The organism is Cellulomonas rhizosphaerae, assembly GCF_003470205.1.
Taxonomy (GTDB): Bacteria; Actinomycetota; Actinomycetes; order Actinomycetales; family Cellulomonadaceae; genus Cellulomonas; species Cellulomonas rhizosphaerae.
On record NZ_QWKP01000222.1, the window covers coordinates 74,616 to 95,023 of the forward strand.

15 protein-coding genes are annotated in these 20,408 nt (G+C 72.9%); 1 reads left to right on the forward strand and 14 read right to left on the reverse strand.

The window, feature by feature from the left end:
• The first annotated feature begins 45 nt into the window (after positions 1–45).
• Positions 46–654, forward strand: coding sequence for a DedA family protein (locus D1825_RS17130; RefSeq protein WP_118768628.1), 609 nt, complete (start codon positions 46–48; stop codon positions 652–654).
• A gap of 7 nt (positions 655–661) precedes the next feature.
• Here the strand turns inward: D1825_RS17130 and D1825_RS17135 are convergent, their stop codons facing one another.
• From D1825_RS17135 to D1825_RS17200, 14 genes are all read right to left on the reverse strand, one after another.
• Complete coding sequence (locus D1825_RS17135) at positions 662–1,024, reverse strand: VOC family protein (protein WP_118768629.1); 363 nt, start codon at positions 1,022–1,024, stop codon at positions 662–664.
• Positions 1,025–1,033: 9 nt separating this feature from the next.
• Positions 1,034–1,387, reverse strand: coding sequence for a hypothetical protein (locus tag D1825_RS17140; RefSeq protein WP_118768630.1), 354 nt, complete (start codon positions 1,385–1,387; stop codon positions 1,034–1,036).
• Positions 1,388–1,430: 43 nt separating this feature from the next.
• Positions 1,431–1,811 (reverse strand): hypothetical protein, encoded by a 381-nt coding sequence (locus D1825_RS17145; protein ID WP_118768631.1) that lies wholly within the window; start codon positions 1,809–1,811, stop codon positions 1,431–1,433.
• Positions 1,808–2,596, reverse strand: a complete 789-nt coding sequence (locus D1825_RS17150; protein WP_118768632.1) for an isoprenyl transferase — start codon at positions 2,594–2,596, stop codon at positions 1,808–1,810. Before D1825_RS17150 ends, D1825_RS17145 begins: the two co-directional genes overlap by 4 nt.
• Positions 2,597–2,624: 28 nt before the next feature.
• On the reverse strand, positions 2,625–3,356 hold the full coding sequence (gene recO, locus D1825_RS17155; RefSeq protein ID WP_118768633.1) for a DNA repair protein RecO: 732 nt from the start codon (positions 3,354–3,356) through the stop codon (positions 2,625–2,627).
• Between the two features lie 188 nt (positions 3,357–3,544).
• On the reverse strand, positions 3,545–5,317 hold the full coding sequence (gene leuA / locus D1825_RS17160; protein ID WP_118768634.1) for a 2-isopropylmalate synthase: 1,773 nt from the start codon (positions 5,315–5,317) through the stop codon (positions 3,545–3,547).
• A 185-nt stretch (positions 5,318–5,502) separates the two neighbouring features.
• The gene (locus D1825_RS17165) at positions 5,503–6,909 is read right to left on the reverse strand and encodes an outer membrane protein assembly factor BamB family protein (RefSeq protein ID WP_118768635.1); all 1,407 of its coding nucleotides are present in this window, start codon (positions 6,907–6,909) and stop codon (positions 5,503–5,505) included.
• 32 nt (positions 6,910–6,941) lie between these two features.
• Positions 6,942–8,150 (reverse strand): RDD family protein, encoded by a 1,209-nt coding sequence (locus tag D1825_RS17170; protein WP_118768636.1) that lies wholly within the window; start codon positions 8,148–8,150, stop codon positions 6,942–6,944.
• Positions 8,147–10,459 (reverse strand): transglutaminase family protein, encoded by a 2,313-nt coding sequence (locus D1825_RS17175; protein ID WP_118768637.1) that lies wholly within the window; start codon positions 10,457–10,459, stop codon positions 8,147–8,149. The genes D1825_RS17170 and D1825_RS17175 overlap by 4 nt, the downstream gene beginning before the upstream one ends.
• Positions 10,456–11,598, reverse strand: coding sequence for a DUF58 domain-containing protein (locus tag D1825_RS17180; RefSeq protein ID WP_118768638.1), 1,143 nt, complete (start codon positions 11,596–11,598; stop codon positions 10,456–10,458). The genes D1825_RS17175 and D1825_RS17180 overlap by 4 nt, the downstream gene beginning before the upstream one ends.
• Before the next feature lie 2 nt (positions 11,599–11,600).
• On the reverse strand, positions 11,601–12,557 hold the full coding sequence (locus D1825_RS17185; RefSeq protein ID WP_118768639.1) for an AAA family ATPase: 957 nt from the start codon (positions 12,555–12,557) through the stop codon (positions 11,601–11,603).
• Positions 12,558–12,606: 49 nt separating this feature from the next.
• Positions 12,607–18,717 (reverse strand): fibronectin type III domain-containing protein, encoded by a 6,111-nt coding sequence (locus D1825_RS17190; protein ID WP_233549961.1) that lies wholly within the window; start codon positions 18,715–18,717, stop codon positions 12,607–12,609.
• Complete coding sequence (locus D1825_RS17195) at positions 18,714–20,183, reverse strand: serine/threonine-protein kinase (protein WP_118768641.1); 1,470 nt, start codon at positions 20,181–20,183, stop codon at positions 18,714–18,716. The genes D1825_RS17190 and D1825_RS17195 overlap by 4 nt, the downstream gene beginning before the upstream one ends.
• Positions 20,180–20,408 (reverse strand): FHA domain-containing protein (locus D1825_RS17200; protein WP_118768642.1); only part of this gene is annotated, 229 nt, incomplete at its 5' end. The genes D1825_RS17195 and D1825_RS17200, both read right to left, overlap by 4 nt.

The window sequence follows — 20,408 nt, forward strand, 5'->3', positions numbered from 1 at the left end:
CGGTCCGGCCGGGGCGCGCCAGCAGCGGCACTCTAGGATCGCGGCGTGGACGACGATCCCCTGAACGCCTTCGGACTCGGCTCGGTGTCGCTGATCGTCGCCGTCGCGGTGCTGTTCGTCGTCGCGATGGCGCGCTCGCACGCGACCTACTGGGCGGGCCGCGGGGTCGTGCGCGGGGCCAAGACCGTGCACGAGACCGACAAGGGCTTCGCCTGGTGGCGCTCGATGATCGAGCACCTCGAGGCCTGGACGAACACGCGCGCCGCACGGCGCGGCCTCGACCTCGTGCGCCGGTGGGGCGCCCCCGCCGTCTCGCTCGCCTACCTGACGTTCGGCGTGCAGACCGCCGTGTTTGCCTCCGCCGGGCTGATCAGGATGAAGTACACGAAGTTCAGCATCGCGTCCGTCCCGGGCTCGATCGCGTGGGCGATCATCTGGTCCACCGTCGGGCTGGGCGCCGTGTGGGGAGCGATCCGACTGTTCGCCAAGTCGCCGATCGCGTTGATCGCGGTCGTGCTGGCCCTCGGTTCGCTCCTCGCCTGGTGGATGCGCCGCCGCCTGCTGCGGCGCGCCGCGGAGTTGCAGGCAGCCTCAGCCGCCGGGCGCCACGAGGCGGACCACGGCAGGCACGTCGCCCCCGCCGACGAGGACTGAGCTCGGCTCAGCCCTCGTCGGACGCCTGCGCCACGCAGAACTGGTTGCCGTCCGGGTCGGCGAGGACGGCCCACGGAAACCCGCCCTCCTCGTGCCGCGCGACGAGCGTCGCGCCGTCCCCCAGCAGCCGGTCGACCTCGGCCTCGCGATCCGGCGCCGACAGGTCCAGGTGCACCCGGTTCTTGCCCGGCGTCGGGTCGGCGATCTGCTGGAACGCCAGGATCGGACCGGTGCCCGACGCCGGCCTGACCAGCACGAACTCGTCGCCGTAATCGGCGTGCACCGACCCGCCCGTCTGCCGCGCCCACCACTGCGCGAGCCCGGGCGCGTCGGTCGTGTCGAACGTGATCATCCCCAGTGAGATCGTCATGGCCGCACGCTACCGACCGGGACTGACAGAGCGTCGTGGCCGCGTTGCGAACACCACGGCTGCAACCACGATCGCGATCGCCTCGGCGACGAAGGCGAAATTCGCCTGCGCCTGGGCACCTCGGCAACCGGGCGAAAGTCCCTCGGGACCCATGTCGAACGACGTCGTCACGAGTGTCAGCACGCTCCGTCCGCAGTGGCCGCGGAACCACGGCTCCGTCACGAGGAGTGCGATGCTCAGTACCGTCGCCGCTCCCAGACCGAGAAGCGTCCAGCCCGGCACGCCGAATCCTGCACGATCCACCCTGCGGGTCAGCGACGTCAGCGCGATGAACCCGAGCACCGCGAAGTCGACGAACAGCACGCAAGCCGTCACGATGCTCGCCCGTCCATGCTCCAGGGCCGCGTCATGCGGGGTCGCTCGTCTGCCGACGAACGGAGCGTCGGCCCGCGAGGACGAGCGCCACGGCGCCAGCCGCCAGGGCGGCGAGCTCGAGACCCAGCGCCAGAGCGGGTTGGATGCCCGCGGTGTCCAGGCACCTGCTCTCGTCGATGACGAAGGCCTGGAGCGAGGCGTCCGTCCCCGTCAGCACGTCCAGCCCGGCGCACGTGCCGACCTGCCAGGGGCCGCCCCACACCAGCACCAGGTCGACCACGGTCACCAGCACGAGCGCGCCGAGCCCGATCGCTACACGCCGGCTCAGCCGCCCGGCCGCACGCAGGCGCACGGCCGCCACGACGCACACGACGATCACCAGCAGGTCGACCGGCCCGAGCATCCCCGTCATGACGGCTGGTCGACCGCCCCGCCGTACCGCCGGTCCCGGCGCGCGTACTCCTCGACCGCGCGCCACAGGTGGCGCCGGTCCACGTCGGGCCACGGCTCGTCGAGGAACACCATCTCGGCGTACGCGGCCTGCCAGATCATGAAGTTCGAGGTCCGCTGCTCGCCCGACGAGCGCAGGAACAGGTCGACGTCCGGCAGGTCGGGCTCGTCGAGGTAGCGCGCGAACACCTTCTCGTTGATCCGGTCCGCCTTGACCTTGCCGGCCGCGACGTCGCGAGCGAGCGCCTGTGCAGCGTCGGCGATCTCGGCGCGGCCGCCGTAGTTGACGCACATCGTCAGCGTGCAGGTCGAGTTCCCGCGCGTGCGCTCCTCGGCGGTCTCGAGCTCGTTGATGACGGACCGCCACAGCCGCGGGCGGCGGCCGGCCCAGCGCACGCGCACACCCCAGGAGTCCATGAGGTCGCGGCGGCGGCGCAGCACGTCGCGGTTGAAGCCCATGAGGAAGCGGACCTCCTCGGGCGAGCGGGACCAGTTCTCGGTGGAGAAGGCGTAGGCCGAGACGTACTCGACGCCGACCTCGATGGCCCCCGCGACGACGTCGAGCAGCGACGCCTCCCCCGCCCGGTGACCCTCGACGCGGGGCAGGCCGCGCGCGTTGGCCCACCGGCCGTTGCCGTCCATGACGACCGCGACGTGCTTGGGTACGAACTGCTTCGGGATGGCCGGGGGGCGGGCGCCCGAAGGGTGCGGATAGGGGGCGACGACGTCGTGAGGCACGAGCGCCATTCTGCCGCTCCCGCCTACCGGCCGAGGGTCAAACGCGCTCGACCATCGGCAGCGACCGCAGCTGTCGCTCGAGGTGGAACTGGCTGTAGGCGGCGACGAGTCCGTTGCCCTCGCCGCGGTGCCGCTCGGCGCTCGCGTCGGCCACCGACCAGTCCCCCGCCAGCAGCGAGGCGAGCAGCGCGAACGTCTCGGGCGCCGGCGACGCCGCCCCGGGCGGACGACAGCGCGAGCAGACCGCACCACCGGACGCGATCGCGAACGCGTGGTGCGGGCCCGGCTCACCGCAGCGGGCGCAGTCGGTGAACGAGGGCGCCCAGCCTGCGATCGCGAGCGCGCGCAGCAGGTAGGAGTCGAGGATCAGGCCGACCGCGTGCTCCCGCGTGGACAGCGCCCGCACGGCACCGACGAGCAGCCAGTACTGCTGCACGGCGGGCTCGCGCTCGGCCTCGACCAGCCGGTCGGCGGTCTCGAGCATCACGGTGCCCGCGGTGTAGAGCGTGTAGTCCTCGCACACCGAGCGTCCGTAGGGGCCCAGCGTCTCCGCCTGCGTGACGATGTCGAGGTTGCGGCCCGTGGACAGCTGCAGGTCCACGTGCATGAACGGCTCGAGCCGCGAGCCGAAGCGCGACGAGGTGCGCCGGACGCCCTTGCCGACCGCACGCACCTTGCCGTGCGTGCGGGTCAGGAGGGTGACGATGCGGTCCGCCTCACCCAGCTTGTGGGTGCGCAGCACGATCGCCTCGTCGCGGTAGAGGCTCACCGGGTCATTGTCCCCCGCACCACCGACACCTCCGCGGCAACACGCATCGAGCGGGGTGTGCTCTGCGTGGAGATCGGGTGTCGGCGGCGCGGGAGCATCCGTGCGGGGCGTCGCCGGGGTCGCCGACGACGCTCCGCACGCCCGGCACCGGGCGGCGGTGGAGCCCCGTGCCGGAAGCGGAGCGGCCGTCAGCGCTGGTAGCGGTTGACCGCGGAGGTGATCGCCTTGAGGGAGGCCGTCGTGATCGACGGGTCGATGCCGACGCCCCACAGGATCTGGTCGCCGATCGCGCACTCGACGTAGGCCGCCGCGGTGGCGTCACCGCCGGCCGACAGCGCGTGCTCGGCGTAGTCGAGCACCGCGATGTCCACGCCGATGCCCTTGAGGGCCGTGACGAAGGCCGCGACCGGGCCGTTGCCCGAACCCTCGATGGTGCGCGAGTCGCCACGGTCGACGAGGTCGACGACGAGGGTGTCGGCGCCGTCCTGCACGCTCGTCGCCCGGGTGCCGCGCAGCGAGAACCGGCCCCACGGGACGAGGTCGCCGAAGTCCTGCACGGGCGTCGTCACCTTGGCCACCTCGACGGGCAGGTACTCGTCGACGAAGATCCGCCACAGCTCGTCGGCCGTGACCTCGGTGCCGTGCTCGTCGGTGTGCTTCTGCACGACCTGCGAGAACTCGATCTGCAGGCGACGCGGCAGGTCCAGGTCCTTCTCGGACTTCATCAGGTAGCTGATGCCGCCCTTCCCGGACTGCGAGTTCACGCGGATGATCGCCTCGTACGAGCGGCCCACGTCCTTGGGGTCGATCGGCAGGTACGGGACGGCCCAGACGATGTCGTCGACCGTCTTGCCGACGCGCTCGGCGGACTTCTCCAGCGCGTCCAGGCCCTTCTTGATCGCGTCCTGGTGCGAGCCCGAGAACGCCGTGAAGACCAGGTCGCCGCCGTACGGGTGGCGCTCGGCGACGGGCAGCTGGTTGCAGCGCTCGACCGTCCGGCGGATGTGGTCCATGTCGGAGAAGTCGAGCTCGGGGTCGATGCCCTGGCTGAACAGGTTCATGCCCAGGGTCACCAGGCACACGTTGCCGGTGCGCTCGCCGTTGCCGAACAGGCAGCCCTCGATGCGGTCGGCGCCGGCCTGGTAGCCCAGCTCGGCGGCGGCCACCGCGGTGCCGCGGTCGTTGTGCGGGTGCAGCGACAGCACGACCGACTCGCGGTAGCGCAGGTTGCGGCTCATCCACTCGATCGAGTCGGCGTAGACGTTCGGCGTCGCCATCTCGACCGTGGCGGGCAGGTTGATGATGACCTTCCGGTCCGGCGTCGGGGCCAGCTCGTCGAGCACCGCGTTGCAGATGCGCAGCGCGAACTCGAGCTCGGTGCCCGTGTACGACTCGGGGCTGTACTCGTAGAACACCTCGGTGTCCGGGATCAGCTCCTCGTACTTCTTGCAGAAGCGCGCACCCGAGACGGCGATGTCGACGATGCCGTCCTCGTCGGACCGGAACACGACCTCGCGCTGCAGCGTGGAGGTCGAGTTGTACAGGTGCACGATGGCCTGCTTGGCGCCCGCGATCGCCTCGTAGGTGCGCTCGATGAGGTGCTCGCGCGCCTGGGTCAGCACCTGGATGACGACGTCGTCGGGGATGCGGCCTTCCTCGATCAGCATCCGGACGAAGTCGAAGTCCGTCTGCGACGCGGCCGGGAAGCCGACCTCGATCTCCTTGAACCCCATGTCGACCAGCAGCTCGAACATCTCGAGCTTGCGGGCGGGGTTCATCGGCTCGATCAGCGCCTGGTTGCCGTCGCGCAGGTCGACCGCGCACCAGCGCGGGGCCTTCTCGATGCGCGTGTCGGGCCAGCGACGGTCCGGCAGGTCGACACGGATCTGCTCGTGGAACGGCCGGTACTTGTGGATCGGCATCGGCGACGGCTGCTGGGGGCTCGTCTCGAGATAGCTCATGGGGTCAATCCTTCGCTGCGTGTCTGCGGGTGGCCAGCCGGCACACGGAACACCGCGGCGAGGATCCGGCCTAGAAGGCCTCGCCGCGGCAGCGAAGAAGGAGGGTGTACCCGAGCATGCGCGCCACACTACTCCCGGTCACGCCGCGAAAAGCAAGTCGGCCCGCGACCCGAGACGCGCGACCGTCAGCGCAGCGCCACGATCCGGTCGTCGGCCAGGACGTAGAGCTGGGCCCCGAGCCGGACCACGCGGCGGGTGTCGTCGGGCAGCTCGACCTGCCACACCTGGTCGCCGTCGTCGAGCCGGAACGCCGCGATCCCCCGCCCGTTGTCGGGCATCCGCACGGGCACCACCACGCGTGAGCCGTCGCTGAACACGCCCCGCGGCTCGACCGCGACGGGCCGCTGCCACACGCGCCGGCCGGTCGTGGCATCGAGCCCGACGAGCGCCTGCTCGCGCTCCAGGAGCACCCGCCCACCCGCGTCGAGCACCACGGAACCGGCGGGCTCGGTGGCCAGCCACGTCGGCTTCTCCGCCCGCCCCAGGTACGCCCGCACGGCCACCGCACCGTCGACCTCCTCGATCGTCAGGATCCGCCGCGAGGCGGGGTCGTCGACGGTCGGCTCGAGCGCCTCGCCCTGCGTCGTGAGCACGATCCGACCCGTGTCGTCGGTCATCCGCGACACGGCGGCGATCGAGCCCGCGCTCGACAGGTAGCGCGTGCGGACGTACGTGCCGTCGGAACGCAGGCGGACCACGTCGTCCGTGTCGTCGAGCGGCAACGCGGTGCCGTCGTCGGCGTGCAGCGCGAGCTGGGACGGGAACGAGGATGCGACCACGACGTCCCCCGCCGCGGCGAGCGTGATGTTGCCGGTGTCGCGCGGGTGCGCGCGGTCGGACGCGGGCGCCTCCCACCGCACGACGCCGCTGTCCGGGCTCACGCGGACCACGCCCAGCCCGTCGGGCACCCACCCGGCGAGCACCACGTCGCGACCGACGACCGCGATCTCGCCCCACCGACCGGGCACGTCGTGGACCGCCACGACGCGGCCCGCGGTCGCGTCGACGACCACGAGGCTCGACGGCGGGTCGCTCCCCCGGCCCGGCCTGCCCGCGACGCACGCGACCCGGCCTCCCAGGGCGGCGCAGTCCTGGATCGGGGACCCCGCGGAGCCGAACGGGCCCTGCTCCCACAGCCGCTCACCCGTCACGACGTCGACGCCGGCGAGGTGGTGAGCGGGGTCGTCGGTCGCGACGACGAGCGTGTCGCCGACCAGGACGGGCACCACCGCGTTGTCGGCGTCGACGCTCCACCGCTCCTGCAGCGGCCGAGCCAGCGAGTGCACCGCACCGTCGAACGCGGCGGCCGAGAGCACGGCCGTCCGCTCCCGGCCCGCGGTCAGGCGGGGCGCGACGACGACGAACGCGACGACGAGGGCGAGGACGAGCGCACCGCCGACCGCGGCGACCACGGGGCGGCGGCGTGCCCATCCCCACAGCCGGGACGGTTCGTCGACCGGGCGCGCGGCACCGGCCCGCTCGTCCTCGAGCAGGACCATCTGCAGCGGGCGTTCGCGGCCGTGCGGTCCCACCCGTGCACCGTACGTCCGCGCGGCACGCCGCGTCAGGACCTGACGGCCGGCCCTCGCACGACGACGAACGAGTAGTCGCCGAACGCGACCGTCGCGCCGGGCCGCAGCCGGATCGGCTGGTCGACCGGGCAGACCACCTGCGCGCCGTCCGGCAGGGTCACCACCGTGCCGTTCGTCGAGCCCCGGTCGGCGACCCAGACGCCGCTCGGGGTGACCGCGACCTGCAGGTGCGTCTTGGACACCGAGCGGCCCGGGTCGATGACGCGCACGATCTGCACGTCGACCGCGGCGGCCGGGTTGCGACCGATGAGCGCGACGCCCTCGACCACGACGCGGCGCCCGTCGCTGAGCGCGAGCTCGGCGGTGGTGGCCTCGGGCTTCTCGGCCGGCGGTGCGGGCGCGGGGCGCGGCACCGAGCGCCGGGTCATCTCCAGCTCCGGGTCGAGGTCGGCCACGGGCTCGGGCGCCTCGACGACCGCGTGCGCGGCCACGTGGACCGGCTGAGCGGGGGGCGGCGGGGGCGGCGCGGCGGCGTGCTTCGCCGCGGGCAGCGAGCCGAGCGCGGTCGTGCGGACCATCGGGATGGTCCGGGTGTCGACATCGGGACCGTGCTCGCGCGGCACGAGGGGCGCGAGCAGCAACGGCTGGCTCCCGGTCACCGTCGGGACCTCGCTGCCGTTCGGCGTGGACGCCCACGGCGGCACGGGCGCCGGCGCCGTCCGGGTGGCACGCAGTGCGGCGGACCGGGCGGGCACACGGACGTCCGTCGCCGGGTCGCGCCATGCGGGTGCGACCGGCGGGGCCTTGCGCACGTCGATGACCTCGTCGCGCGCCGCCTTGTCGTGCCACCCCCGGTTGCGCCCCGTCGGGTCGAACGCGGGCGAGACCAGCACCACGAGCTGACCGATCCCGAACGCGAGCGTCCCGGCCGCGACCACGAGGCCGCGCAGCAGCACGCGCGCCACGCCGATCGGCTGCAGGGTCTCCGCGTCCGCGGTGCGGATGCCGACCGCGAGGCGGCCGAGCGTCCAGCCGAGCCGGCCGTGCCACACCCACTGCAGCACGACGAGGGCCAGGAGAAGCACCGCGCCGACGACGACGAGCACCGCGGCGCTCTCGAGCGAGGTGCCGACCAGCAGCGGGAGCGCCGCGAGGCTCACGAGGAGCCCGTCGAGCAGGTAGCCCGCGAACCGTCGTCCGAGCGAGGCGACGGTGGCGGGAGCCTGGGCGAGCGCAGTCATGACGTCTTTCCTCGGGGCTGGTTCGCGCGGTGCGACGGGCGGTGCCGGCCGCGCAGCGAGACGAGTGACAGGCGCGCCCGCAGCCGGCGGCGGCGGGTCGAGCCCCGACGCATCTCGCGCACCGCGGTGTCGACGTCCGCCCAGTAGGCGGCGGCCTCGGCGGCCGTCGGCCGCTGCGCGGAGAACACGGCGCGGTCGGCCGTGCGGGCGAGCTGCGCGACCGTGCCGGCGGCGACCGGCTTGGCCCCCGACTCCGTGAGCGACTGCGCCAGCGCTTGGGCGGACTCGGTGCGGGTCGCGTGCGGCACGACCGGCTGGCGCAGGTCGACAGCGGCGTCGAGTACCTCCTCCCACCCGCCCGCCACGCGGTGCGCGGCGTCGCGCGTGCGGCGGCGCTTGCGACGCCGGCGGGCCTTGATCGCCCCGACGACCAGGAACGGCAGGGCGAGCAGGAACACCGGGACGGCCACGGCGCCGCCGACGAGCGCGATCGTGCGCCACAGCGGCACGGACGTGTCGGTCTCCGGCGGCGAGTCGGGCGTCGGCTGCTCGGTGTCGTCGTCGGGCGGCTTGACGGCGTCCGGCGCGGGCGGCGGCGGCTGCACGACCTGCGGCTGCGGCTCGGACGGGTTCGGCTTCTCGTTCTCCTGCGGCGTCTGCTCGCGCGGCGGCGTCGCGTCGAACGGCACCCAGCCGTGGCCCACGAACGCGATCTCGACCCACGCCTCGATGTCGTCGCCCGTGACGGCGACCGGCGCGTCGGCATCGACCGTGGCGCCGTCGGCGGCCGGCTTCGGCACGAAGCCCAGAACCACGCGTGACGGGAGCCCCATCTCGCGCGCCATGAGGGCCATCGCGGACGCGTACTGCTCGCCGTCGCCGACCATGAGGTCGCCGTCCAGCAGCGTGACCATCCGGCTCGCGCCATGCCCAGAGAGCGAAGGCGCCTGCCCCGCGTCGACCAGTCCGTCGCTGAAGTACCCCTCCTCGGAGAGCCACTGGGCGAGCGTGCGTGCCACCTGCACGGGTGTCCCGGCGTCGCGAGCCACGTCAGCGGCGGTCACCCCGACGACGTCAGGGACCCCGGTCGTCGCGGGCTGGGAGACGTCCTGGCCCTCGGCCCGTCCCACCTCGCGGTCCGTCGGGACCGGCGGCACCACGACGTCCATCGAGTACGTCAGGCCGGGGTGCAGCGCGCCGGTGAGTACAGCGGCGCCGGTGGCCTCGTTGAAGCGCAGCCCGTCGGCCGCGGTGTCGTCGGCGATGTCGATCGACGTCGCCTCGCCGATGGTCGGCAGCCAGACGCCCGAGAGCGCGTCGATGTCGATGTCGACGCGTGCCGCGGTGCCGCGCTCGGTCGTCGGGATGGTGTCACCGACGCGGCGGAACTCCCCCGAGCTCTGGGCCGTGCTGTCGCCCGCGACGTTCCACACGACGCCGTCGTAGCGGTCGAGCGTCGCCAACCGCACGCGCGCACCGGACGGCAGGCCCGCGACGGTGAAGAGGGTGGTGTCCTTCTGCCGCTTGACGAACTCGCGGAACCCGGCGAGCGGGCTCGGGTAGGCGCGCGGGTCGAAGGGCGGCACGATCTCGTCGCGCACGACGAGCCGCGGCGTCTCGCCGACCACCGCGGGGGCTCCCACGACCGCCGCGCCGGCAGCCACCGCCGTGATGACGGCGAGCGAGACGACGCGCCGCGCGCGCAGCAGACCGGCGCGCCAGGACGCCCACGGCAGCAGGACCAGGAGCAGCGCCACGCCCGTGGCCAGCGGCGGGATGCTGGGCGCCCGGGTGCCGAGCAGCGCCACGACAGCCGCGACCAGCACGGGGACCACGGCGGCCGATGCCGCCCCGGACGCGCTGCGCACGCGCAGCGCGAGCCCGAGCGCCGCGGTGGAGCCGATCAGGGCGAGCAGGAACGGTGCGACGAGCAGGCCGCCGCTGTTGCCGACGGGCGGCTGCAGCGTGAGCATCTCCTGCCACGACGACCCGACGCCGCGAGCCAGCGTCTCGAGCGTGTCCAGCGTCGGGACGACTCCGGCGACCGTGGTCGTCGGGGCGGCCAAGGCTCCCCCGGCCAGGGCGTACACGACGACGAGCGCGGCGACGACCGCCAGCGCGGACCAGCCGCGCACGGCCGCGAGGACGGCGAGCCCGCCGCCGAGCAGCAGGCCGCCGACGATCGCCGGCAGCGCCGTCGTCCCGCCGTAGACGGCGAGCAACGGCCACAGCGCGAGCGTGAGCGCGCCGAGCAGGCAGGCCGCGTCGACCACCGTGCGCCCGGCGGAGCGGATCGGGGTGCGCCTCACGCGAGCGCCCTGCGCAGCAGCCGGGGCAGCTCGTCGAGGTCGCCGAGGGTCGCGAGGGTCAGCGCTCCCTGGCTGCGGACGGCGAGCTCGCCGTCACGGACGCACCGCACGACGAGCGTGCGGGTGCCGAAGGGCACGTAGCGGGCGGCGACCCGCAGGTCGGCCTCGGTCGGCACCGAGCCGGTGACGAGGATCGCGACCGTGACGTCGGGGGTCTCGCGCGTGACGCGGCGGCCCAGGATCGTGGCGCCCGCACCGGTCGACGAGGTCGAGATGGCCGAGCAGTCGTCGAGAAGGCGCGGCGGCGTGTCCACCCGCAGCGAGCCCGGACCCGCCAGGACGGCGAGGCCGCGCTCCTCGCGGATCACCTGCGCGCCGATCGACGCGACCGTGGAGACCGCGAGCTCGAGCTCGTCCTCGTGCGCGTAGTCGGCGGGGTCGGTGGCCAGCGCGATGACCGTCTGCGTGCGGCGGGTGTCCTCGAACTGCTTGACCATGAGCACGCCACGGCGCGCGGTGGTGCGCCAGTGGATGTAGCGCCGGTCGTCGCCCGCGACGTAGTCGCGCAGCGCGTGGAACGAGAGGTCCGCGTCGGTGATCTCCCGGGTCGACTGGCCTTCGAGGTCGCGCAGCAGCCCCGCGCTCGCACCCGCGAGGGGCACCACGCGGGGGTGCACGTAGAGGTCGACGGGGCGCGTCCACAGCACGCTGCGGCGCACGAGCCCGAGCGGGTCGCCGCGCACGGAGCGCACGGGTCCGACGACGACGACGGCGCGCTTCTGGGTCGGGATCGCGAACAGCTCGTCGTGCGTGCCTCCGGCTGCGAGGCCAGGCACGCCCAGCTCGGCGACGTTGGAGCCCACGGGCAGCTCGATGCGCGAGGGCAGCGACCTGCGGCGCGCGCGGTTGGTGACCTCGACACGTCCCACGGCACGCTCGCCGATCCGGACGCGGCGGTCGGCCATGTCGAGCTCGACGTCGTAGCGCGCGCGCCCGATCGTCATGAGCAGCGCGACGACCAGGACGGCCGCGAGGCCGGCCCCCAGCGCCGCGAGCTCGAGCCAGCCCAGCCAGCGGCCCACCACGAGGGCGGCGGCCGCGACGAGGGCGACCCCCCATCCCAGCGGTGAGACGCGCATGCTCAGGCCGCCCGGACCGTCGGGGGTGCCGTCACCTCGAGCACGCGGGCCACGACCTCGGCCTGCGTGACGCCGGCGAACTCCGCCTCGGAGTCGAGGATGATCCGGTGCGCCAGCACGGGCTGGGCCAGGTCCTTCACGTCGTCGGGCAGCACGAACTCGCGCCCCTGCGACGCGGCCCAGACCTTCGCGCAGCGCACGAGCGCCAGGCCGCCGCGCACGCTCGCGCCCAGGGCGGTGCGGCCGTCCTCGCGCGTCGCCTCGAGCAGCCGGGCGATGTAGTCGAGCACCGCCTCCTCGATGTGCACCGTGGTCGCCAGGTCGGCCATCGTGCCGACCGCCTGGGTGGTGATGCGCGCCGTCAGCGCCGCCGTCCGGTCCTTCGCTCCCGCGAGGATCTCGATCGCCGAGGCTCGGTCCGGATAGCCCAGCGACGTCTTGAGCAGGAACCGGTCGAGCTGCGCCTCGGGCAGGCGGTAGGTGCCGGCCTGCTCGATGGGGTTCTGCGTGGCGATCACCATGAACGGGCGGCCCACGGGGTGGGTGATGCCGTCGACGGTGACGTTGCCCTCCTCCATGACCTCGAGGAGCGCGGCCTGCGTCTTGGGCGAGGCACGGTTGATCTCGTCGGCCAGCACGACCGAGGCGAAGATCGGGCCCGGGTGGAACTCGAACCGCTGCGTCCCCTGGTCGTAGATCGTCACACCGGTGACGTCGGAGGGCAGCAGGTCCGGCGTGAACTGGATGCGGTGGTGCGTCCCCTGGACCGTCGCGGAGATCGCCTTGGCGAGGCTCGTCTTGCCCGTGCCCGGAGCGTCCTCGAGGAGCACGTGACCCTCGGCCACCATCGCCGTCAGGACGTGCCGGACCGTGTGCTCCTTGCCCAGGAGGGCGAGGCTCACGTTGGACACGAGGGCGTCGAACGTCTCGGCGAACCAGGCGCTCTGCTCGGGTGTCATCTGGGTGTCTCTCCTTGGCGGTACGGACGGGGTCGAAGGTCCATGACGGTCAGCCGCCGCCGGTGTCGGGCGGCGGGGTGGGTGCGGGGCGGACAGTGATGGTCGCCGACTTGTCGTCACCTGGACCGCCGTTGGCGCTGACGGCGCGAACCCGGATCGTCACGGTCTTCGCACCACTGCTCGTATCGACGTCGAGGCTCACGCTCTGAGTAGAGCCGGTGGAGGTCCACTGGTCCGAGCCAGCCAGCTGATACTCGTAGGTCACGCTGCTGGCGCCGCCCAGGTCACGTGGTTCATCCCAGCGAGCCGTCACGGTCGCGGCGCCGTCCGCGGCAGCGTCGAACTTCAAGTTGCGAACGACGTCCGGCTCAGTGACCCGGCTGTACGTGCGTGGACCGGCGGTCGTACTCGTGTTGCCGGAGGACGCGTCGGCCTTGACCTCGACAGCAAGCGTGAACGATCGATCGAAGAGCTTGAGTGTCGGAAGGTCGCTCACCGTCGCCTGCGTGTCGGACGTCGGAGCCTGCCAGTCGCGCCACGTGTTGTCGACCTTGAACCGGACGAGGTACTGGGTCGCCGTTCCACCGCCCCATGTGCTCGGCGCAGACCAGGTCGCCGTCACGGACTGCGGCTGCCCATCTCCGTCAACGACGGCGTCGCCCAGGGTCAAGTTCCGGACTTCCGACGGTGGCGTCGTCGCGGTAGCCGTCGCGGTCGCCTTGTCAGCACTGATTCCATTGGCGTTGTTCGACTGGACCGTGAACGTGTAGTCCGCTCCGCCCGTCAGACCATCGACGGTCGTGCTCGAGCCCGACACCGTCATCGGATCGCGCCCGTCGGAGACGTTCACGGTATAGCCGGTGATGGGCGTGCCGTTGCCGGTTGCGCCACTCCAGCTCAGGTCCACAGAGCCCTTGCCGTTGTTGACGGAGGCGGTGAGTGACGTCGGCGCCGTGGGGAGCCCGCTCGTCGACGCATCCGTGCTGCCTCGCGTCCCCCAGCCCGCCTTGTTCTTTGCGCGGACGGAGACCTTGTACGGCTCACCGGTCTTCGCATCGTTGAACGTGTAGGACCGCGTGCTGGCGGAGACCGTGGCAGTCGTCCCGCCGGGGCCGGCGACCGTGACCTCGTAGGACCCGATCCGGTCGCCGTTGTCCTTCGGCGCGCTCCAGGTGACCTCGAGGACGCTGCCCGCCTTCGTGTCGGTGGGATCGGCCTTGACGTCGGGCGCGGCGGGGACACCGGCCGGGGTCTCGGTCGCCGACGGGCTCCAGGCGCTCGGCTTGGGCGCCGCGTTCATCGCCCGGACGCGGACGGTGTAGCTCGTGCCGTTGGTCAAGCCGGTGAAGCTGTGGCGCGTCGAGACCTCGGTGACCGACGTGGTCGAGCCGCCGGTGAGCTGGACCTCGTAGGAGGTGACCGGCGAGCCCGTCGACGCGGGCACGTTCCACGAGACGTCGAGCCGGCCGTCGCCGAACTCGATCGCCGGGGTGCCCGGGGCGTCGGCGACGGCGTCGGGTCGGGCGGGGAGGGACGCCGGGCTCGGGTCGGACCAGCCGACCGCGTTCTGCGCGGCCACCGTGAACGTGTACTCGGTGTCGTTCGTCAGCCCGTCGAAGGTGCAGGTCGTGCTGGCGCACGACTTCTGCAACCCTCCGGGCTGCGCCGTCAGCCGGTACCCGGTGATCGGTGTGCCGCGGTTGTCCGGAGCACGCCAGGACAGCACCACGGTGCGGTCGCGGATATCGCCCACCTGCGGCGCGGTGGGCGTGGCGGGCTTGCCGCGGACGACCACGGTGATGCGACCCTCGGCGTCGCGGTCCGGGTCGCCGGTCACGTCGCGCACGCGGAACCGGACCACCATGGAGCCGATGAAGCCCTCGTCCGGGCGGACGCTGACGGTCGAGCCCGTGTGGCCGGCGGTGCCGGAGTTCGGCGTCTCGACGACGGCGTCGACGACGGTGAGCGGCGACTGCGGGAACGGGTTGAACGCGCCCTCGAGGACGTTCAGCGTCTCCTGCTGACCCTCGGCCCCGTCGGAGACGGTGCGGTCCAGCACGCGCGGCTTGGCCCGGGTGCTCGCGATCACGCGCAGGTCGATCATCTGCTTGTCGAGGACGCCCGTGCGGCCGTAGTTGATCTTGACCGCGAGCTGACCCGTGCGGCCCTTGGGCGTGGTCTCGTCGGCCTTCACCGAGAGCACGGACTTGGTGAGCGTCGCGGTGAACCCGGCCGGCACGGCCGACGCGAGCGCGTAGGTGTACAGGCCCGCCGAGCCGTTCGGGCCCTCCGGGCCCGTGGTGAACGACTTGAGGTCGACCGTGATGGGTGCCTCTCCGGGCGCGACCTCGAGCACGGCCGGCGTGAACGTCGGCGGGTAGTCGTCAACGGCGTAGACCTCGATCGGCAGCGTGAGGAACGCACTCCGCGCGTGCGTATCGGCGGCTCCGGTTGAGTCGGTCACGGGGATGGTGATCGACGCCGACCCTGCGAAACCGTCCGCCGACGTGAAGACCACCTGTCCCCTGTCCGCGCCTGCCAGGGCTGCACCGTTCGAGTTCGACGCCGTGATGGCCAGCGGGTCGGAGTACGTCGCCACACGGCCGGGTGCGACCTTGACGTACTCGTCCAGTGCGATCTGCAGCTCCTCCCCCGACGCGACACGCAACCGCGGCGCGTTCGGTCGCAGGGTCGGAGGGAAGTCGCCCAGAGCGGGCACCGTGATGAAGGCGTACGACGACGCCGAGCCTCGGGGGGCGGTGCTGTTGGTGAGCAGGAACGGCACCGTCTGCGCGTGGTCGACGAGAGTCACGATTACCTTGCCGCCGGGGTCGACGCGGGCCACGTCCGCCACCGTCGCGGGCACGGACACGACGAGGTCGTCGGCCGGGCCGCTCGGGTTCTGCGCGACGGCGAGAACGTCGACCAAGACCTCGGTGAGGCCGAAAGTCTCCGCGGGCGACACGACCACGTCGCGCGCGATCGGAGGCAGCACCGGCGCCTGGTCGTCGACCGTCACCGTGAGCAGGGCCGAGTCGCGTCCGCCGGACGTGTTGGTCGCCTGGTACCGGATCTGGATCGTGTCGTTCTTGGCGGGCGCAACGACGACGATGCGGCGGCCGTCGATCTTCGCGTCGATCCCCTTGGGCACCTCGATCGCGGGGTCGATCGCGAGCTCACCCCCGCTGGAGTCGATGTCGTTCGCCAGCACGCGGACCTCGATGGTCTGGCCCGGCCGGATCGTGACGGCATCGTCCCGCGCGACGACCGTCGCCGCGTTGCTGGACAGCGGGCTCACGCCGATGGTGACGGTCGCGGTTGCCCGCTGCCCGACCCAGTCCTCGACGGCATAAGTGAAGGAGTCGGTGCCGAACTCGCGCGAACCGGCGGTGTACTCGATCCAGTCCGCGCCCTTGTCCGTCACGTTGCCGAGCTTGGGCGCGGACGAGTTGCCGAGCAGCGTGACGCCGTCGCCGTCGTCGTCGATGCCGACGAGCGGTATGGGGATACGGACCTTCTGCCCGGCGAACACCCGCGCGGTGATGTCCTTCGGGCGAGGAGGCTTCTTGTTCTCCGCGTCCGACGCGTGCACCTTCACGGTCACGGTCGCGGCCGTCGGGGTGCTCTTGCCGTCGGTGACCTCGAAGGTCGCCCGCGCGGTCACCGGCGTGCTCGGCGCCTGATAGCGCAGCACGTCACCCGAGACGAACAACAGCCCCTGGCCCGGCCCGAGCGCCTCGACGAGGTTGGTGCCCAGTGTCAGCTGGTCGCCGTCGGGGTCGTAGGCGGTGTCCAGCACCGGGATCGTCACGACCCCGCCCGTCCGGACGCTCACCTCGACGTTCTGCACCACCGGGCTCTGGTTCGTCGCCGCGGCCGGGATGGGCTGGACGACGATCTGGCCCGTCGCCGACGAAGTGCCGTTGGAGACCGTGTAGGTGAGCACCTCGGGACCGTCGAGAGTCAGGTCGGAGCGGATCTGCACGAGCCGGTGGTCCAGGACGGCGGCCTTCACCGGCGAGCCGTCGGGCACGTCGACGTCCTGCAGCACGAGCACGCTGCCCGTGGGGTCCGAGTCGTTGCTCAGCGGGTCGATCGTGACCTCGCCGCCGGCGGGCAGGAAGGCTCGGTCGCGCACGGCGACCGGCGGCGGCCGGTCGGAGGGCCAGTCCTTGACGTCGATCCGAGCGAGGCCTGTCGCCTGCTGCGGCGGCGCCGTCACCGTGAACGGCACGTAGTAGGTCCCGGTCCGACCCGCCGAGAAGGTGAACGTCCCCGCTTCGAGGTCGGGAGACAGCGTGGCGCCCGGCACGTCCTGCACGGCCGCGAGGCGCACCGGCTCGGCCGAGCTCGACCGCACCGCGTCGAGCGGCTTGATCGTCACGGGCTGGTCGGGGTAGGTCACGGCGTGCACGGGATCGATCTGAGGCGGCACGGACCCTGCGGGACGGATGTCGACGTCCAGCGTGCCCTTGATCGTGTGCGTGCCGTCGGAGACCTGCAGCGCGACACGCGCCCGTCCGAGCTTGTCGCCACCGGCCGTGAAGGTCAGCGTGCCGTCCTGCTGCGTGCTGACGCTGCCCCTGGCGGGGTCGACGCTCGCGCCGACCAGCAGCAGGTCGTCGCCGTCGGGGTCCTGGAAGTCGGCCAGCGCCTGGTAGGTCGCCTGGCCGCCCTGCTCGACCTTCATCGCCCCCGTGCGGATCTGCACGGGTTCGTCGTTGACGTCGTCCGGCCGGGCCGTGAGCCGCACGGTCGCGGTCGAGGGCGCGCTCGTGCCGCGCCCGTCGGTGATGGTGTACCGGAACGTCTCGCTGCCGGCGGCGGTCGGCGCGACGTCGACCTGCAGCGCGCGCCCGTCGTAGACCGTGCTCACGTGCCCGAACGACGACGGCAGGTCCTCGACCTCCGAGACGACGAGCACGCCGCAGTCCGGCGAGGAGTCGTTGTCGATGACCGGCAGGATCGTGGCGCGGCCCGGGCGGACGCCGAACTCGTCGTCGGCCGCTGCGGGCGGGGCGGACTCGGTCGAGCACTCCGTGACCAGGTCCTGGATCGTCTCGGTGCTGTCCGAGTCGTCCTTCTGGTCCTCGGGGTCGTCGGGCGTCTCGATGTCGTCCCAGTTGGGCGTGCGCAGGTCGGTGTCCTGCAGCGGCATCCACAGCCGCCCGCGCAGGGTGTCGTTGAGGACGACCATCGAGCGGTTGACGCGGAACTTCAGCACGTCCTGCGTCGAGGTGTCCTGGAGGTTCTTCACGACGGCGTCCTTGCCGTCGCACAGATGCAGGTAGGAGCCGGTCGCGGTCGCCCAGGCGGCGTGCGCGCACGAGCCGACCCGCACCGGGGCTGCGGGCGTGCCGCTGCCGGTGGTCGGGTGCTCGACGACCTTGCCGCCGTCCAGCGGCACCTCGTAGAGGGTGTCCGTGCTGGAGACGAGCACGCGCGACGACGACGGCCCCGGCTGCTGGAGCACGAGGCCGGAGCCCTCGAGGTCCACCGAGCCGTGCAGCGTCTGGACCGTCGAGCCGCGAAGCACGACCGGCTCGTCGCCGACCGCGGTCAGCGCATCGAACGGCCCGTCGCCCACCGTGCCGGCGTCGGCCGGAGCCTGGCCGGGCGCCACCCGTGTCGCCTTGCCCGTCGCGTCGACGGCCACGACGGTGCCGTCGGGCGCGACGACGGCCTGGCCGCCCTCGCCGAGCGCCACGTCGGGCGCGTCCGTCCCGACCCGCAGGCCCTCGAGCGAGCCGAGGGTCCGCACGTAGAGGCCACCATCAGTCCCCACGACGGACACCACGCCGGCCGCCATCGAAACGTTCTTGTCAGCCCCAGGGGCCGCCACCTGGGCGCCGAGCGTGACCGTGGCCGGGTCGACCACCGCGAACCCGTCGGGCTGCGTGAGGACCACGTCGCCGCCGTCCTGCAGCACGTCGAACGTGCTGCCCGCGGTCACCAGGCCAGCGTTGAGCTCCTCGACGGGCACGTTGTACCGCCCGAGCTTGAGCTGGCTCGTCGCGGTGACCCACACGCTGCCGTCGTTGAGGTCGACCTTCGCGAGCGGGAAGCCCTGGTTGACGAGCGCGAGCACCGCGACGAGCACGGGCACGGTGACGACTGCCGCGGCAGTCGTCACGCGCTGGCGCAGACGGGGCCACCTCACGGCACGCATCCCTGCGTGGGGGTGTCGGACGAGCGGCCGTCGGCGCGCACGAGCGAGACCTCGATGCAGACCTCGCCGCCGCCCGTGGAGGGGACGACGACCGTGGGCTGCGTGACGATCGCGAGCTCGGGCTCCCCCGTGGCCGTCAGGACGCCCCACGTGTAGCGGTCGCCGTCGGCGGGCTCCGGGTTGGTCCAGGTGAAGACGACGGTGTCGTCGGCCTGGCGCGTCCCCGACAGGCCTGTCGGCGATGGCACGTCGCGGCCCGCGACCGAGTCCGGCGGCTGGGAGAAGTCCGAGCTGCTCGTCGGGTTCGGGTCCGGCGTGCCGTTCATGGTCGCCGCGGCGATGGCCACCACGGCCGCGAGCACGACGAGCCCCGAGACGATCGCCGTCACGGCGCGACCCCGACCGCCCGAGGGCTCGTCGACGGGCTCGTCGACCAGGAGCTCCGTGACCGGCTGCTCGGGAGCGTCCGGCGGCGGCGGGACGGCGGACCACGTCGGGACGCTCGGCGCGACCTCGACGACCGGCCGGAGCCGGGTCGCGTCGTCGCTCTGGGCGGGCTGGCGCTCGTCGTCGGGCTCGCGCGGCATGTCCGGAAGGTCGAGCGGCGTCACGGGCAGCCCGAGGTCCGCCTCGACCTGCTGCAGCGCGCGGGCGACCGCCTGCGCGCTCGCGTACCGGCGCGACGGGTGCTTGGCCATCGCGCGCTCGAGCACCGCGAACAGCGCGGGCGGCACGTCGTGGCGGCCGAGCTGCGGCAGCGGTGTGCGCTCGATGCGGGTGACCAGGTCCTGCGCGCTGTTGTTGCCGCCCGGCACCTCGAAGGGAGTCCGGCCGGCCAGCAGCGAGTAGATCGTGGCCGCGAGCGAGTACACGTCGGAGCGCTCGTCGCCCGTGGGGTGCTCGGCGAGCAGCTCCGGGGGCGACCACGGGATCGACATGCCGACCGTCGCCCCGGCGCCCTGCCCGACCGTCGCCGCGATGCCGAAGTCGGTCAGCGCGGGCCAGCCGAAGTCGGTCGTCAGGACGTTCGCCGGCTTGATGTCGCGGTGCAGGATGCCGACGCGGTGCGCGGCCTCGACCGCCGACGCGAGCCGGATCCCGATCCGCAGCGCCTCGTGCACCGAGACGTGCTCGGTGCGGTAGCGCTGCGCGAGCCCGGGACGCGAGCAGTACTCCATGACGAGGTACGGCCGGCCATCGGCCGCGATCGCGGCCTGGTGGATCGTGACGATCGACGGGTGGTGGGAGAGCTGGGCCATGAGGTTGGCCTCGGTCTGGAACCGCGTGCGGACGTCGTCGTCCAGGCTGCCCGCGAGCAGCACCTTGACGGCGACGTCGCGGACGGGCAGGTCCTGGCGGTACAGGAAGACGTCCGCGAACCCTCCCAGCCCCAGCAACCGCACGTACCGGTAGCCGGGAAGCGTCGGCGGCGCCGAAGGCTCCCGGCGTGCGGTCACGACCCGCGCTCCACCGTGAAGGTCACGCCGTCACCCAGGTCGACGACGTGGCCGGCCTCGACCACCGTCGCCTCGCCCGGGTGCAGACGACGAGCGCCCTCGCCCTGCTTGGTCACGTGCACGCCGTTCGTCGACGCGAGGTCGGTGACGAGCACCTGGCCGTTCTCGACGCGGACCTCCGCGTGCGTGCGCGAGATGTCCTGCTGCGGGCTCGGCACGGTGACC